The sequence below is a fragment of the Pseudactinotalea sp. Z1748 genome (assembly GCF_049725185.1).
GTDB lineage: Bacteria > Actinomycetota > Actinomycetes > Actinomycetales > Beutenbergiaceae > CALKWS01.
The window spans coordinates 1-15,086 of sequence record NZ_JBMPQB010000012.1 but is presented as its reverse complement, the minus strand read 5'-3'; the positions used below and the strand labels follow the sequence as shown (position 1 = coordinate 15,086).

Here is a 15,086-nt window from a genome sequence, read left to right as displayed (position 1 = left end):
TGGGCACTGTGAGCACCGTGGTGGCTCTGCGCGAGCCGGATCCGGAAACCAGGGTGGCCCTTGTTCCCGAGGTGGTCGCCCAGTTGGTTCGCCACGGCCTGTCGGTGACGATCCAGTCCGGGGCCGGGACGCTCGCCCTGCACAGCGATGACGACTTCGCTGCCGCCGGCGCCACCGTCGCCACCGGAGGTGATCTGGCCCGCGCCCTGGCGACTGCGCAGGTCCTGGTGCACGTGCGGCCCCTGGATCCCGAGCGGATCGCGGCCCTGCCGCCGGGGATGATCACCCTGGGCCTGACCGGAGGGGTGGATCCGGTGATCGTCGAGGCCCTGAACGCCGGATCCATCACCGCGTTGTCCTTCGAACGACTGCCCCGTACGTCCCGGGCGCAGGTGATGGACGTGCTGTCCTCCCAGGCCTTCGTCGCCGGCTACCGGGCGGTGCTGGAGGCCGCGATTCGCCTGCCCCGGTTCTTCCCGCTGGCCATGACCGCCGCCGGGACCGTGCCGCCGGCGAAGGTGATCGTGCTGGGCGTGGGGGTGGCCGGGCTCCAGGCGATTGCCACCGCGCGGCGCCTGGGCGCCAAGGTCGCGGCCAACGACATCCGGCCCGACTCCGCCGAGGAAGTGCGCTCGGTCGGTGCGGAGTTCATCGACGTCGGCATCGCCCCGCAGGCCGGGGCTGGCGGGTACGCCCGCGACCTGGATGCCGGCGCCGCGCACGCCCAACAGGACGTCCTGGCCAACCACATCATGGACGCCGACGTCCTGATCACCACCGCGTCGGTGCCCGGCCGCCCCGCCCCCCGACTGGTCGCAGCCGCCACGGTGTCCGCGATGCGCCCGGGTTCGGTCGTCGTTGATCTGGCCGCCTCGGCCGGTGGGAACGTGGAGGGGTCCCTGCCCGGGGTGGAGGCGCGCATCCCCTCGGACCGTGGGGGCGGTGAGGTGACGTTGCTCGGGCTGGCCGCAGCGGCCGCGGACCTCCCGGTGGACGCCTCTGGGCTGTTCGCCCGGAACGTGGCCCAGGTGCTCCGTGCGATGGTCGCCGAGGACGGCACCCTCACCCTGAACCTCAACGATGAGTTGATCCACGGGATGTGTTACACCCACGAGGGCAGGAGCCGGTGATGGACGCGGTACTGACGCTCACGCTGCTGGTGCTGGCGGCATTCGTGGGGTTCGAGGTGGTCTCCAAGGTCTCGACCATCCTGCACACCCCGTTGATGTCCGGGGCGAATGCCATCCACGGCATCATCCTGGTGGGCGCGATCATCGTGACGGCCCACTCCCAGCACTGGGCGGTCACCGCCGTCGGGGCCCTCGCAGTGGTCCTGGCCACGGTGAACCTGGTGGGCGGATTCTGGGTCACCGCGCGGATGCTGCGGATGTTCTCCGCCGGACGCCGGCCGGACCGGGCGCAGGGCTGAGCCGTGGATCTGCTGCCTCCCACGGTCACGGCACTGGGGTACCTGATCGCCGCCGTGCTGTTCATCCTGGCGCTGAAGTCGATGGCTGCCCCGCGCACCGCCCGGAACGGGAACCTGATGGGCGTGGCCGGCGCCGTGATCGCCGTGGTCGTGGTGATGCTGTCCACCGAGTTCGAGGCGATGAATTTGCATGTGGTGCTTGCCGCGATGCTGATCGGATCGGCGATCGCGATCCCCGCGGCTGCGCGCGTGCAGATGACCCAGATGCCCCAGTTGGTGGCGATGTTCAACGGTGTCGGTGGTGGCGCCGCGGCCCTGGTGGGCATTATCGAACTGACCGAACTCTCCGCCGCCGGTACAGCCCTCGGGGACCTGGCGGGCAGCGGCGGCGTGGCCGGCCCGGCCACCGCCTTCGGGATCGTGGCCGGATCGGTGTCGTTGTCCGGCTCGATGGTCACCTTCGCCAAACTCCAAGGCCTGATGACCTCACGGCCGGTGGTGCTGCCCGGCGCCCCGGTGCTGATGGTGGTGGCGGTGCTGGCGGGCCTGACCGGTGCGGTGATGGTCGGGGTGACGGCCGGCGTCGGCGCCGGGATCGCGACCGCGTTGATCTCCGTGGTCGTCGGGGTGCTGCTGGTGCTGCCGGTGGGCGGAGCGGACGTGCCGATCGTGATCTCCCTGCTGAACGCCCTGACCGGTCTGGCCGTGGCGGCCTCCGGCTGGGCGATGGGTAACACCCTGCTGCTGATCTCCGGAACCTTGGTCGGCGCCGCCGGTTCGATTCTCACCCACGCCATGGCCAGGGCCATGGGCCGGTCGGTCATAGGCATCCTCTTCGGGGCTCTGCGGGGTTCGACGGCGGGATCCACCGAGACCTCCGATCGTCCGGTTCGTAGGGCTGATGCGGAGGACGTGGCCATCACCCTGGCCTATGCGCGCCGGGTGGTGGTGGTGCCCGGGTACGGGCTGGCTGTCGCCCAGGCCCAGCACACCGTCGCCGAGTTGGTGACCGGGTTGCGCGAGCGTGGGGTGGACGTCGTCTACGGCATCCACCCGGTGGCGGGACGGATGCCCGGGCATATGAACGTGCTGCTCGCGGAGGCGAATGTGTCCTATGACCTGCTGGTCGAGGCCGGCGACGTGAACCCCTCGATGCCCAACACCGATGTCGTGGTCGTGGTGGGCGCCAACGACGTGGTCAATCCCGCAGCCCGCACCGATCCCGGTGCCCCGATCTACGGGATGCCGATCATCGACGCCGACCGGGCCAGGCAGGTGATCTTCCTGAAACGCTCGATGCGCCCGGGGTTCGCCGGTATCCAGAACGAACTGCTGTTCGCCGAGCGCACCCAGGTCCTGTTCGGCGACGCCAAAGAGTCCCTGGCCGCGATCGTGGGGGCGCTGACGACGGTGTGACTGCGATGGGCCGAGAAGACGACGTCGAGGCCCCGGTGGTGACGACGCCAGAACCGCCCCGACCGATAGTTCGGATCAGGTCTGCTCAGTTGGCGCGGCCTCCGGTGCCGGGACCCCGAAGTCCTGCCGTGCGACCGCGCCGTTGCTGTCGCGTCGGTATTGACCGGGCGACTTCCCCGTCGCCTTCTTGAACGCCACTCCCATGTACTCGGCGTGCTTGAAATCCAGGCGCTCGGCTATCTGCGGCAACGTCCAGTCGGTCGAGGTCAGCAACTCGGCCACATGGCCCATGCGGACCCGCAGGATCTCTGCGTGGACCGTCCGTCCCACGGTGTTGTGGACCCGGTGGTCCAAGGCGCGACGGGACAGACCGACATGGCGCAGCACCTGCTCCACCGAGATGGTCGCGTGCCCGCGGTCCCTGATGAAGCGCAGTGCCTTGGCCACGAGCGGGTCGTCGACGGCGAGGATGTCCGAGGATTGCCGGGCTACGGTGCGCACGGGGGCGATCAGTCGTAGTCCTGGCTCGAGTCGGTGCCCGTCCATGAGTTGATCGAGGAGCGAGGCCGCCAGGTAACCGGTCCGGGTGGTGTCGGGTTCGATACTGGACAGCGGCGGTGCGGTGAGGTTGACCATGAGTTCGTCGTTGTCCACCCCCAGCACGGCCACGCTGTCCGGTACCGGCAGGCCCGCGATCTTGCAGGCTTCGAGTACCTCCTGGCCGGCAATGTCGTAACAGGCCAGAATGCCCACGGGTTTGGGAAGGCGGAGCAGCCAGGTGGCGAGCCGGTCCCGATCTGTGGCGCGCATGCCGGAAGGCTGGATCTCGAAGGAGTGAGCCTGGCTCCCGCGGGCGAGTACGTGTGCGCCGAACCAGTGTCCGCGTTTGGTCGACCATCGGAACCGGGCATCCCCGCAGAAGGCGAAGTTGGTCAGGCCACGATCAGCGAAGTGCTGGACCGCGGAGCGGGCAATGGCACGGTCATCGGTTTCCACACCGGGCAGTTCGGGCACCAATTGGGCAGCACTCAGATCGACCGTCGGCAGCCCGAGCCGCCCGATGAAGTCCGCTGTCTCCGTGTTCTCGATGCGGGCAAGGACCCCGTCACCCTGCCACCCCTCCAACCAGGAGAAATCGGTCTCGTGACGCGAGTGCTCGGCAAGGTAGATGGACCACCCGGGCCGGTCGGTCACGTACTTGCGGATCCCGGCGAGGAGACCGCGAGCGTAGGCGTTCGAGGTCTCGACGAGCAGTGCCACGTGCCGGGATGCCGTCATGGCGTCCATGTAAGAAATCTAATGTTCAATGCTGGATCACGCATGGAGTTCGCGCCAGTCGGCTTCCTAATCTGAGAGCAAGGAGGTCAACGATGACAGAAAAGGTACGGGTAGCCATTGCTGGTCTCGGCTTCGGCGCCGAGTTCATACCCATCTACCAGGCGCACCCCGATGCCGAGTTGGTCGCGGTGTGTCAACGTAGCGAGAGTGCCCTGAAGGAGACGGCTGACCGGTACGGGGTCCCGGGCCGCTACACCGACTATGACGAGATGATCCAGGACCCAGACATCGACGCGGTTCACATCAACACCCCGATTCCCGACCACGCCGGGCAAACCATCGCCGCGCTCCGGGCGGGCAAGCACGTGGCGTGCACCGTACCGATGGCAACGACCCTGGAGGAGTGCCAAGCCATCGTGACCGCGGCGGGAGAAGCCGAGCGCAACTACATGATGATGGAAACGGTGGTGTACTCCCGGGAGTTCCTGCACGTGCAGGAACTCGTCCACAACGGCACCATCGGCAGGATCCAGTTCCTCCGCGGCGCGCACTACCAGGAAATGGCCGGCTGGCCGGGCTACTGGGAGGGTCTGCCGCCGATGCACTACGCCACCCACGCTGTCGGACCGGTGCTCGCCTTGGCCGGCACTCTTGCGGAGAGCGTCGTCTGCCTCGGCTCCGGCCGTATCTCACCGGAACTGGCCGCCAAGTACGGGTCCCCGTTCGCCGTCGAGAGTGCGCTGTTGACCCTGAAGGACTCGGTGGTCGGCGCCGAGGTGGCACGGTCCCTGTTCGAGACGGCCCACCAGTACGTCGAGAGTTTCACGGTCTTCGGGGACCGCGCATCCTTCGAATGGGAGCAGATCGAGGGCGGTGGTCACATCCTGCACGTCGGGGAGGACCCCGAACCGATCCAGATCCCCGACTTCTCCGGCCGGCTACCGGCGCAGATCGCCGGGTTCACCACGCAGGGCGTCTACGACGACGACAACGAGCACCTCTCCTTCATCCAGGGTGGGGGGCACGGCGGATCGCATCCGCACCTGGCGCACGAGTTCGTGCGCAGCATCGTGGAGGAACGCCCCTCCGCCATCGACGCCGTCACAGCGGCGAACTGGACCTCGGTGGGCATCTGCGCCCATCAGTCGGCGATGGCCGATGGCGAGCGTGTGCACATTCCTGACTTCTCGGCAGGTGCACGATGAGCACCGCGACCGTCAGCATCGCCACGATCTGCTTCGACGGTTTCGGTGATGAGGACTTTCACCGGACTTTCACCCACGCCAAGCAGGTCGGTGTCCGGCAGATCGAGTTCAATGCCTGGTACGCCCGCAACCTCACACCCGCCGGTCTGGACAGCGTCGTGTCGCGATGCCATGCGCATGACCTCACGCCGGCCAGTTTGCAGATCTCTCCGTTCGCCCCCGGTCCGGATGCACCGGACCTGGCCCGGGAGGCGGCTCGATGGATGTGGCTGCTGGAAGCCGCCGAGCGTCTGGGCGTGCGCGTGATCAAGGCGACCGGATCGCGACGCGGGCAACGCGGCGGACTGGAGCGGTTGATCGACCTCCTGGCGTTGATCGGTCCGATAGCGGAACAGCGGAACCTGACCATCTCCGTGGAGAACCACTTCAACAACGTCATCGAGCACCCGCAGGACTACCGGGACCTGTTCGATGCGGTGCAGACACCGGCGGTGGGGATGTGCCTGGACACCGGGCACTTCCTTGCCTCAGGCCATGATCTGGTCGCCATCGTGGAGGAGTTCGCCGGACGGATCGTCCAGGTGGACCTCAAGGACTGCGCAGCACCCGGAGCGGCCACCTTCGTCCGCTTCGGTGCCGGCGCTGTCGACTTTGATGCAGTTCTGTCACGAATCCTGGCAACCGGATTCGACGGATACGTGGTCATCGAGCTCCCCCTGATCGAGGAGGACACCATGCTCGCCGACCTTCGCGCAGGTGCTGAGATCGCTGCGCGCTATCTGCCCCTATCAGATTCTGATCTCGAGAGATAAGGATGATCATGAAGCACAATGGCAACGAGGCCATGGCACCGATCCATGGCCGTAGACGAGTCGTACCGGTGGCGGCGGGACTCGCCTGCGTCGCGCTCATCGCAGCATGTGGCTCGGACAGTGGTGCCACCGGCGGCGACCTGCCCAACGAGGGCCCGGTAACGATCAGCTGGTACGGATCCGATGAACGTAACGCCGCGGTTCAGGAAGTGGTCGACCTGTTCTCGGAAGAGAACCCCGACGTGACGATCGAGACCCAACCGACCACCTTCGATGGCCACTGGGACCGACTTTCGGTGCAGTCAGCGGCGAACAACCTGCCGTGTATCCCCGCCATGCAGTCCCGGTACCAGGCGCGGTACGAGGACCGCGGCTCCCTCCTCCCACTGGATGATCTGATCGAGGACGGCACCATCGACGTCTCCGGGATCCCGGAGGAGATCCTGGAGAGCCAGCGGGCGCCGGACGGGAACCTCTACTCGATACCGAAGGGCATCTGGTACGAGGGTGCGCTTCTGAATGTTCCCCTGATCGAGGAGGAAGGGGCCACGCCACCGGATCCGGGTGGGACCTGGGAGGACTACGTGGACTGGGCCATCGATACGCAGCCGAGCATCTCCGATGATCGGTTCGCCATCAGCGCCAGCGGAGGCTCGGTCACCCAGTTCCAGGTCTTCGCCATCGGACGGGGGGAGAGCCTCTTCGACGACGGTGAGGCAGGGTTCAGCGAACAGACGCTGGTGGACTGGTTCGACCTGTGGATGCGCGCCGTCGAGGAGGGCGCTGCGCCCTCCGGGGAGGTCACCGCTGAGTACCAGGGCGTGCCCACCGCGCAGAGCATGATGGCGACGGGCCGGAACCTGGTCAGTTTCACCGGTGACAACAACATGCCCGACTTCCAACGGACGCTGGATCAACTCGATCTCGGGCAGGTTTCGCTGGCCCCCGCACCGACCGGAGGGCCCGCCCAGGTTGTCGGTGCGAACTCGTGGGCGATCTCGGACAACTGCACCAACGTGGTGGACTCGGCCGCGCTGATCGACTTCTTCATCAACTCCTCCGAAGGCGCGTTCATCCTCGAGACGCAGACCGGCCTGCCGCCGGTGAGCGCGATCCTGGAGGAGATGCTGGCGAGCCCGGATGTTGATGAGTCGATCAAGGACCGGATCACGCTTTATGACGACCTGCGCGAGTCCGGTGCGGTGATCGACGTGTGGCCGGACGGTACCCAACCGCTGATCACCCAACTGTCCACGGCGTGGGAAGAGGTGGTGTTCGGTCAGTCGACGTCAGAGGACGCCGCGGCCGCCTTCATGGCCCAGGTCGAGACCGCGCTGTCCGGACTCTGAGCGGCAACATCGGGGTGGGCGCGCACCAAGCGCCCACCCCGGAAAGGCGTCTGACATGATCGACATCGAACCGCGCAACTCGGCACCGCCGCCGTCAGCCGCATCGAACTCGCGAGCGCACCGACCAAGGCGCGCATGGAGTGAGTCGGCTCGGACGACCGCAGCCGGCTATGCCTTCCTCACCCCCTGGTTGGTCGGATTCTTCGGGATCACGGTCCTGCCGATGCTCGCCTCTCTGGCGTTGTCCTTCACCAACTACTCCGGGTCCTTCCAGACGATGCGCTGGGTGGGTCTGGACAACTACCGGCTGATGTTCACCGTGGACCCCGCGTACTGGGGCTCGGTCAAGGTGACCTTCCTGTACGTGGGCATCTCGGTACCGGTGATGCTGGCGTTCGCCCTGACCGTGGCCACGCTGCTGAACAAGGGGATCGGGGCACTGGGGCTGTACCGCACCATCTTCTACGTCCCTTCCCTGCTGGGAGGTTCCGTGGCGATCGCGGTGCTGTGGCGATTCGTCTGGGGTGAGGCGGGCCTCATCAACGCCGTGCTGTCGGTGGTCGGTATCGACGGACGTAGTTGGATCGGCCACCCCGACACCGCGCTCATCACGATCATGGTGCTGAACGTGTGGACCTTCGGCGCCCCGATGATCATTTTCCTCGCCGGACTGCGGCAGGTGCCGGCGGACCTCTATGAGGCCGCGGCGTTGGACGGCGCGAGCCGGTTCCGAAGTTTCCGGCACATTACGTTGCCCTCGATCTCCCCGATCGTCCTGTTCAACGGGGTCCTGGCCGTCATCGGCGGGTTCCAGGCCTTCACCCAGGTGTATGTCATCAGCGGGGGCAGTGGCGGCCCGGCCGGCTCCACCTTGTTCTACACGCTGCTGCTGTACCAGCGGGCCTTCACCGAGTCCCGCTTCGGTTACGCCTCGGCGATGGCTTGGGTGCTGCTCGTCGTGATCGCTCTGGCGACCGCAGCGGTCTTCGCCAGCGGGAGGTATTGGGTCTTCTACGGGGATGGTGAGTCATGAGTGCGGCGACCTCGGTGATGGCGCGACGACGATTGGGCACGGTCCCGTTCTATACGCAGCGCACACTGATCCATGTCGGTCTGGTGGCTGCCGCGTTCGTGATGGTCTACCCGCTGTTGTGGATGGCGTCCTCGGCCTTCCGACCCTCGGAGCAGGTGCTGGTCGAGGACAGTCTGTGGGTCGCCAGTCCCACCCTGGAGAACTTCGCCCAGGGCTGGAACGCCGTCGCACAGACCAGTTTCGGAACGTTCTTCCTCAACTCCCTCATCATTGCCGGGCTGACGGTGACCGGGAACATCCTGTCCTGTTCGTTGGCGGCCTATGCGTTCGCGCGGCTTCCGTTCCGGGGGCGCAAGATCTGGTTCGCGCTGATGATCAGCACAATCATGCTGCCCTTCCACGTGTTGTTGATCCCGCAGTATCTGCTCTTCAACTCCCTGGGCTGGGTGGACACGTTCCTGCCGTTGATCGTGCCGAAGTTCTTGGCGACCGAGGCGTTCTTCGTCTTCCTGCTCGTCCAGTTCTTCCGGCTCATCCCCAAGGAACTGATGGAAGCGGCGCGGATCGACGGATGCGGGCACCCCCGGATCTTCCTGAAGATCATGCTGCCGCTGTCGGTGCCGGCGTTGGCCACGACGGGAGCGTTCTCCTTCATCTGGGCGTGGAACGACTTCCTCGGCCCGCTGATCTACCTCACCAGCCAGGGCAACTACACGGTGCCCATCGGTCTGGCATTGTTCGTGGATGCGTCCGGCACCTCGAACTACGGAGGGCTCTTCGCGATGTCCCTGCTGTCGCTGCTTCCGGTGCTGGGGTTCTTCCTGGCATTCCAGAAACTTCTCCTCGACGGCATCTCGACCACCGGAATCAAATGATGAACGCACATCCGCAGCGATTCGCCGGTCGTGCCATCGCGGTGACCGGCGCGGCCTCCGGGATCGGACGGGCCACCGCGAACCGCCTCGCGGCCGAGGGTGCCGAGGTGATCCTGCTCGACCGGGACCTGCCCGGTGCCGCCACCACCGAGGAGTCGGTCCGCAGTGCAGGGGGGAGTGCCGTCGTCATCGGCTGCGACCTCGCCGACCCGGCGTCGATCGCCGAAGCGGTCACCCAGCTCGCGCACCAGTACCCACAACTGGGCGGTCTGATCGGTTGCGCCGGGGCGGTACATGTTGACGGTGTCCAGGAAAACCCGTTCCTGAGCAAGGGGCTCGCCGGCTGGGACCACCTCTTCGCCGTGAACGTACGCGGGATGGCCGACCTGGTCCACCAACTGGTCCCGGCTCTCGTGGCGGCCCGAGGTGTGGTGGTGACCGTCTCCTCCGAGGCGGCCTACCGCTCCCGCGCGGGACGATGGATCTACGACGCCACGAAGGCGGCGCTGGTTTCGGTCACCCGATCCATGGCCGCGGCCCTGGCACCGCAGGGTGTGCGCGTGCTGGGTGTGGCTCCCGGGGGCACGATCACCGAAATGCACATCAACGACCATGCCGACCCGCAAGCCGCGCGTGAGCAAATGCGCCGTGCAGCGGGCGGAAATCTGTTGGGTCGGCTGGCCGAACCCGAGGAGATCGCGGCAGCGATCGCCTTCCTTGCCAGCGATGACGCGAGTTTCATGACGGGGACAACCGTCGCCGTCGACGGAGGAGGAGCAGCAAGCCGATGACGATCGAGGACAGAACCGACACCTATGGCCTTATCGGCCTCGGGAATGTCGGAGCAGATCTGGTGGCCGCAGCGATCAAGGCGGGCCTGGCCGTGCACTGCTACGACCTGGATCCGAGCGCCCGGGAGCGGGCCCGCAGCGCCGGGGCAACGGTGCACGAGTCGGCACGCGATGTTGCTGCCGTGGCCGACGTGTTCGTGCTGTCGCTGCCGAACTCCCAGATCGTGGATCAGGTGCTCTTCGACGAGGGTGCGATCGAGGTGTTGCGCCGCGGGTCGTACCTGGTCGACATGAGTACCAATCACCCGGCACGCTCCCAGGCCCTCGCCGCCGAAGGAACTGCCCGCGGTGTGCATGTGCTCGACATCCCGGTCAGTTACGGTCCCGAGGGTCTGGTCGGGTTCGCCGGCGGGCCGGGCGAGGCGGTTGCGGCCGTGCGGCCGTGGGTCGATGCAGTCACGGTGCACACCGAGCACGTCGGCCCGAACGGTCATGGGCAATACGTCAAACTCGTGCAGAACGTGCTCAGCGGCGTCGGCATGGGGGTCATCGGTGAGGTGATCGGCTTCGCCGAACGCGCCGGGGTGGACCTGGAGGTCCTGCCGGAGGCGCTTCGCCGGACCGGCGCGAACTCGCGGATGCTGGAGCGCACACTGCCGGCCATGGTGCAGCGCCGCTACGGCACCAGCGGCACAATGGCCCTGCACTCCAAGGACATGGGATATGCCCTCACCGCCGCGGAGAGCATCGGAGCGCGGATGCCGTTCACCGCGGCGTTGCGGCGGGTGTTCGAGGATGTGTTGGCCGCCGGCGACTCCCGGTGGACCCAGACGGCGTTGGTCGAGTGGTACCGGCCATCCGCCGCCGAGACGAGCGCGACGAACCACGACGAATGAGTGGTGAGCGCATCGGCGTCGGCCTGATCGGCTTGGGCAACAGCGGTTGGCACTACCACGCCGAGGGCACTTTGGCCGGATCGGCCGACTTCGACCTGGTGGCGGTGACCAGCGCCCGTGCCGAGCGCCGGGAAGCGGCGGCGGCCCGCTTCGATGCCGTCGCCCACCAGGACTGGCACGGGCTGATCGCGGACGACCGGGTCGAGGTGGTCGTGGTTGCGACGCCGCACCATCTGCGTGAGTCGGTCGCGGTGGCCGCCCTGGCCGCTGGAAAGCATGTCGTCGTGGAGAAGCCGATGGCTGTCACGACAGCACAGGCCGGTGCGATGCTCGATGCGGCCCAGGCCCATGGCCGAATTCTGACCGTTTTCCAGAACCGCCGATGGGAACCTTCGTTCCGGTTGATCAGGCGGCTGGTCGGCGAGGGCGAAGTCGGGCCCGTGTGGCGCGTCGAGGAACGTCGGATGCATGGCGGCAAGTACGTCGTCGCGGGTACGGACCGGCCGCACGCGGGGTCGGACCTGGCCACCTGGGCCCATCGAGGAGGTGGTGGCGGGGTCTCCTATTTGATCGCGCCGCATCTGATCGATCACCAAGTCGTCCTCCACGGTGGGCCACCGGAGACGGTCTCGGCAGTGATGCACACCTACGCCGACGACGAGGTCGAGCACTATCTGGATCTGCGGCTCGGCTTCGGGGGTGGGGTGCTGTCCCGGATCGAGATCTTCCGGGAGAACGTGCTCGATCTGCCCAAGTGGGCCGTCTTCGGAGAGCAGGGCGCGATTATTTGTGACGACTTCACCTCGCTGCGCCTGGAGCGGGCGGACGGGACAACTCAGCATTACGGTGACTTGGCGCCGTTGCAGTCCTGTGATGAGTTCTACCACCAACTGGCCGCGGCAATACGTGGGCACGGTCCGGTGCCGGTGGATCCGAGGGAAGCGGCTCACACCGTCGCCGTCCTGGAAGCGGCCCATGCCTCCGCCCGCGCAGGCGGAGACCTCGTTCGCCTCGTGACTGTTGATGGCGCGCAGTAGGGTGCCTGCGTGAACACAGCAACGGGAAGGACGACGACGGTCCCGCGAACCATGCGTGCCGCGGTGTTGCACCGGGTGCGGGAACTGCATCTGGAGGAGTGGCCGGTTCCGGGCCCGGGTCCGCACGAGGTCCTCATCCGCGTCCATACGGTGGGTTTGTGCGGCTCCGACGTGCACTTCTACGAGCACGGCCGGGTCGGTGATCTGGAGGTGCTCGAGCCGCTGGTGCTCGGCCACGAGGCCGCGGGCACGATCGTTGCCGCCGGTGAGCAGGTGGGCGGGCCCGACTCACTGATCGGGCGCCGGGTGGCGATCGAGCCGCAGCGGCCGTGCCGGTACTGCTGGCACTGCCGAACCGGCCAGTACAACCTGTGCCCGCAGATGCAGTTCCTCTCCGCACCACCGGTGCACGGGTGTTTCGCCGAGTACGTCACCGTGCCGGCGGACCTCGCACATCCGGTGCCGGAGCAATACTCCGACGACGCGGTGGCGTTGCTGGAGCCGCTGTCGGTGGGGATTGCCGCAGCGCGGAAGGCCGCTGTGGTCCCGGGATCGCGCGTTCTCGTGGCAGGCGCGGGACCGATCGGGGTGCTGTGTGCAGCCGCGGCCCGGGGCTTCGGGGCCACGGACGTCGTGGTGGCCGACCCGGTGCAGCCTCGCCGCGAGATCGCGCAGGACATGGGCGCCACCGAGGTCTTCGACCCGCTCACCCAGACGGCTCCCGATGGAGCCTTCGACGCCTTCATCGACGCCTCTGGTGCGCCGGGCGTGCTCGCGGCGGGGTTGCGTGCCCTGCGCGGCGGTGGGCGTGCGGTCCTGGTGGGGATGGCGGCCGAGGAGGTGGCGCTGAACGTGTTCCTGGTGCAGAGCCGGGAGCTGAAGATCGAGGGGCTGTTCCGCTACACCGACACGTGGCCGGCCGCTATCGCTCTGGCAGCCGATCTCGATCTGGACCGGTTGGTCTCGGCCCGGTTCCCCCTGGAGTCGCTGGGGGAGGCGATCCACCGTAACGGTGAGGCCGAGGTGATGAAGGTCCTCGTCGACGTCGCCCCGGACCCGTCCTGACCGGCCGCTTCCGGTCCCTACGCGCTCACCCCGGGGTCGATCAGGCGATGTCGACGACCAGATGGTTGTCGCCCACTTCGGTGCAGGTGGCGCTGTAGCCACCGACCTCCACGGTCTCGCCCTCGGTGCACGTCGCCGCCTGCCCGTTGATGGAGAAGTCGGCGCTCTGACCGTCCGAGCCCTGCAGTTCCACGGTGTACCCGGCCGGTTCGGTGCTGGCACCCGAACCGCTCAGGGTGATGGTGCAGGCACTGTTCTGGCAGTTGTACTGGGTGGTGGTGCAGGCGCCGGCGAGAGTTCCGGCGCCGAGTGCGACGAGCAGGGCGGCGATGATCCGTGGTGTCTTCATGGACACCACTGTGCTGCCACCTGGACGGTTGCGGAATGGGTAGAGGAACCCATCGAAGGTCCAGTCCGCGGACCCGAGCCGCCGACATCCACGGCCGATGATGCTCCTATGGGCTGTCAAGCGGTGAGGAGCCATTCGCGGTAGCGGTTGGCGAGGTCGTCGTCGCGGCGTTTGCCGCGTTCGATGGTGGAGATGTGAGCGGGCCAGACGTTGAAGTGGTCCGCGATGGTCTGCAGGGTCATTCCCTTGGCGTGGCGCAGCGGGCGTAGGTCATCGACCTGCGGCACGGGTTGGGGGTGGACGATGTGGTGGTAGACCTCGCGGGCGACGGCGCGCTTGAGGTAGCGCATTACCTCCTTGTCGCTCTTTCCCTGAGCGGTGCGTTTGGCGATGTAGGACCGGGTGCGGGGGTCGCACGTCATGCGGACCAGGATGATCTGGTGCAGGGCGGCGTTGGCCTGGCGGTCACCGCCGGGGTTGAGGCGGTAGCGGGTGGTCTTACCCGAGGACGCAGGAATCGGGGCGGCGCCGCACAGGGCGGCGAAGGAGGCCTCGCTGGTGAGTCGGTCGGGGTTGTCGCCGGCGGCGATGAGCAGCGGGGCGGCGGTCACCGGCCCGATGCCGTGGGCGGCGCGCAGAGCGGGGGCAACGCGGGTGACCAGGGTGTCGAGGTCGGTCTCCAGTTCGGTGATCTCGGTGGTCAGGGCGCGGTGGCGGCGGGCGAGGTGGCGCATTGCCGTCAGGGTTGCCGGTTGGATGCCCTCGGTGGCCGGCCCGGGGCGCACGGCGGCGAGCTGGGCGTGTAGGTCGGCGTCGTTCAGGCCCCGGAAGCGAGCACGTAGGGCCTCGGGGGCGGTGACGAGCAGGCTCTTGATCTGCACGGCCGCCGCGGTGCGGGCCTTGAGGGCCGAGCGGCGCGCGATGGTCAGCACGCGGATGGCCTCGGCATCGCCATCGGCGTTCTTCGGGGTGGGCAGGTCATGCCCGGCGAGCACCGTGTGGGCGGCGGCGTAGGCGTCGATCGGGTCGCTCTTGCCACGCAGACGACGGACCTGACGGGTCGGGCGGATCGCCTCCACCACGACTACTCCGCCCTGGCGCAGGAACCGGGCCAGTTCGGCGCCGTAGGAGTTGGTCCCTTCCACCCCGATGGTGGTGATGCGGCCCAGGCTGGTGATGAAGGAGAGCAGGTCGCGCTACCCCTGGCTCGTGGTCGGGAACTGTGCATCGCCCAGTCGTGCACCGGTCGTGGCGATCACCGCCACGTGATGGGTCTCGGCGTGGGTGTCCACGCCGGCGATGACATCGATCAGTTCACTGGTCATGATGGTGGTGCCTTCCTCTAGCGGGACAGGCACACCGGCCAGGTGGGCAGACAAGACGTTGATGGGACTTTTGGTCGAGCTCCTATTAGGTCATGTCCACCTGGCCGGCATGCGCTTTACATGCCCCGGCGCAGGCCGACGGATCATGTCAAGGACCACCCCAGAGGGGGCGTCAGTCAGTGCCTGGGTCAGACCTCGCCGAAGCCCTTCCATCATCAACGTCAGT

At 67.3% G+C, this 15,086-nt stretch carries 16 protein-coding genes; 12 read left to right on the top strand and 4 right to left on the bottom strand.

Annotated features, from left to right (window positions below):
• Positions 1 to 8 precede the first annotated feature (8 nt).
• From ACO0LU_RS18145 to ACO0LU_RS18135, 3 genes are read left to right on the top strand one after another with little or no spacing between them, the layout of a single operon-like run.
• Entirely contained in the window at positions 9 to 1,130 is a 1,122-nt protein-coding gene (locus tag ACO0LU_RS18145) for an NAD(P)(+) transhydrogenase (Re/Si-specific) subunit alpha (protein WP_424792757.1), read from the top strand.
• Complete coding sequence (locus ACO0LU_RS18140; RefSeq protein WP_424792756.1) at positions 1,130 to 1,429, top strand: NAD(P) transhydrogenase subunit alpha; 300 nt, start codon at positions 1,130 to 1,132, stop codon at positions 1,427 to 1,429. Before ACO0LU_RS18145 ends, ACO0LU_RS18140 begins: the two co-directional genes overlap by 1 nt.
• A gap of 3 nt (positions 1,430 to 1,432) precedes the next feature.
• Positions 1,433 to 2,845, top strand: a complete 1,413-nt coding sequence (locus ACO0LU_RS18135; RefSeq protein ID WP_424792755.1) for an NAD(P)(+) transhydrogenase (Re/Si-specific) subunit beta — start codon at positions 1,433 to 1,435, stop codon at positions 2,843 to 2,845.
• 75 nt (positions 2,846 to 2,920) lie between these two features.
• On the opposite strand, the gene ACO0LU_RS18130 is transcribed toward ACO0LU_RS18135, so the two are convergent.
• The gene (locus ACO0LU_RS18130) at positions 2,921 to 4,132 is read right to left on the bottom strand and encodes a XylR family transcriptional regulator (protein WP_424792754.1); all 1,212 of its coding nucleotides are present in this window, start codon (positions 4,130 to 4,132) and stop codon (positions 2,921 to 2,923) included.
• A gap of 83 nt (positions 4,133 to 4,215) precedes the next feature.
• Here ACO0LU_RS18130 and ACO0LU_RS18125 point away from each other — a divergent pair, with 83 nt between their 5' ends.
• Genes ACO0LU_RS18125 through ACO0LU_RS18085 form a run of 9 tightly spaced genes read left to right on the top strand, consistent with a single transcriptional unit; the run spans position 4,216 to position 13,186 of the window.
• Positions 4,216 to 5,328 carry a Gfo/Idh/MocA family protein gene (locus ACO0LU_RS18125; RefSeq protein WP_424792753.1) on the top strand — a complete coding sequence of 371 codons (1,113 nt, stop codon included), beginning with the start codon at positions 4,216 to 4,218 and terminating at the stop codon, positions 5,326 to 5,328.
• Entirely contained in the window at positions 5,325 to 6,140 is an 816-nt protein-coding gene (locus tag ACO0LU_RS18120; protein WP_424792752.1) for a sugar phosphate isomerase/epimerase family protein, read from the top strand. Before ACO0LU_RS18125 ends, ACO0LU_RS18120 begins: the two co-directional genes overlap by 4 nt.
• Positions 6,141 to 6,148: 8 nt before the next feature.
• On the top strand, positions 6,149 to 7,489 hold the full coding sequence (locus ACO0LU_RS18115) for an ABC transporter substrate-binding protein (RefSeq protein WP_424792751.1): 1,341 nt from the start codon (positions 6,149 to 6,151) through the stop codon (positions 7,487 to 7,489).
• 55 nt (positions 7,490 to 7,544) lie between these two features.
• Entirely contained in the window at positions 7,545 to 8,522 is a 978-nt protein-coding gene (locus tag ACO0LU_RS18110) for a carbohydrate ABC transporter permease (RefSeq protein WP_424792750.1), read from the top strand.
• Positions 8,519 to 9,397 carry a carbohydrate ABC transporter permease gene (locus ACO0LU_RS18105; RefSeq protein WP_424792749.1) on the top strand — a complete coding sequence of 293 codons (879 nt, stop codon included), beginning with the start codon at positions 8,519 to 8,521 and terminating at the stop codon, positions 9,395 to 9,397. Before ACO0LU_RS18110 ends, ACO0LU_RS18105 begins: the two co-directional genes overlap by 4 nt.
• A complete protein-coding gene (locus tag ACO0LU_RS18100) occupies positions 9,397 to 10,188 on the top strand; it encodes an SDR family NAD(P)-dependent oxidoreductase (protein ID WP_424792748.1) in 792 nt (263 codons plus the stop codon). The genes ACO0LU_RS18105 and ACO0LU_RS18100 overlap by 1 nt, the downstream gene beginning before the upstream one ends.
• Entirely contained in the window at positions 10,185 to 11,084 is a 900-nt protein-coding gene (locus ACO0LU_RS18095) for an NAD(P)-dependent oxidoreductase (RefSeq protein WP_424792747.1), read from the top strand. The genes ACO0LU_RS18100 and ACO0LU_RS18095 overlap by 4 nt, the downstream gene beginning before the upstream one ends.
• Positions 11,081 to 12,121: a Gfo/Idh/MocA family protein gene (locus tag ACO0LU_RS18090; RefSeq protein ID WP_424792746.1), complete on the top strand. Its 1,041-nt coding sequence runs from the start codon at positions 11,081 to 11,083 to the stop codon at positions 12,119 to 12,121. Before ACO0LU_RS18095 ends, ACO0LU_RS18090 begins: the two co-directional genes overlap by 4 nt.
• Before the next feature lie 9 nt (positions 12,122 to 12,130).
• Complete coding sequence (locus ACO0LU_RS18085) at positions 12,131 to 13,186, top strand: NAD(P)-dependent alcohol dehydrogenase (RefSeq protein WP_424792745.1); 1,056 nt, start codon at positions 12,131 to 12,133, stop codon at positions 13,184 to 13,186.
• A gap of 40 nt (positions 13,187 to 13,226) precedes the next feature.
• Here the strand turns inward: ACO0LU_RS18085 and ACO0LU_RS18080 are convergent, their stop codons facing one another.
• From ACO0LU_RS18080 to ACO0LU_RS18070, 3 genes are all read right to left on the bottom strand, one after another.
• Positions 13,227 to 13,535 carry a hypothetical protein gene (locus ACO0LU_RS18080; protein WP_424792744.1) on the bottom strand — a complete coding sequence of 103 codons (309 nt, stop codon included), beginning with the start codon at positions 13,533 to 13,535 and terminating at the stop codon, positions 13,227 to 13,229.
• Positions 13,536 to 13,651: 116 nt separating this feature from the next.
• Complete coding sequence (locus ACO0LU_RS18075; RefSeq protein ID WP_424792822.1) at positions 13,652 to 14,725, bottom strand: IS110 family transposase; 1,074 nt, start codon at positions 14,723 to 14,725, stop codon at positions 13,652 to 13,654.
• A gap of 6 nt (positions 14,726 to 14,731) precedes the next feature.
• Complete coding sequence (locus tag ACO0LU_RS18070) at positions 14,732 to 14,914, bottom strand: hypothetical protein (RefSeq protein WP_424790166.1); 183 nt, start codon at positions 14,912 to 14,914, stop codon at positions 14,732 to 14,734.
• Positions 14,915 to 15,086: the final 172 nt, after the last annotated feature.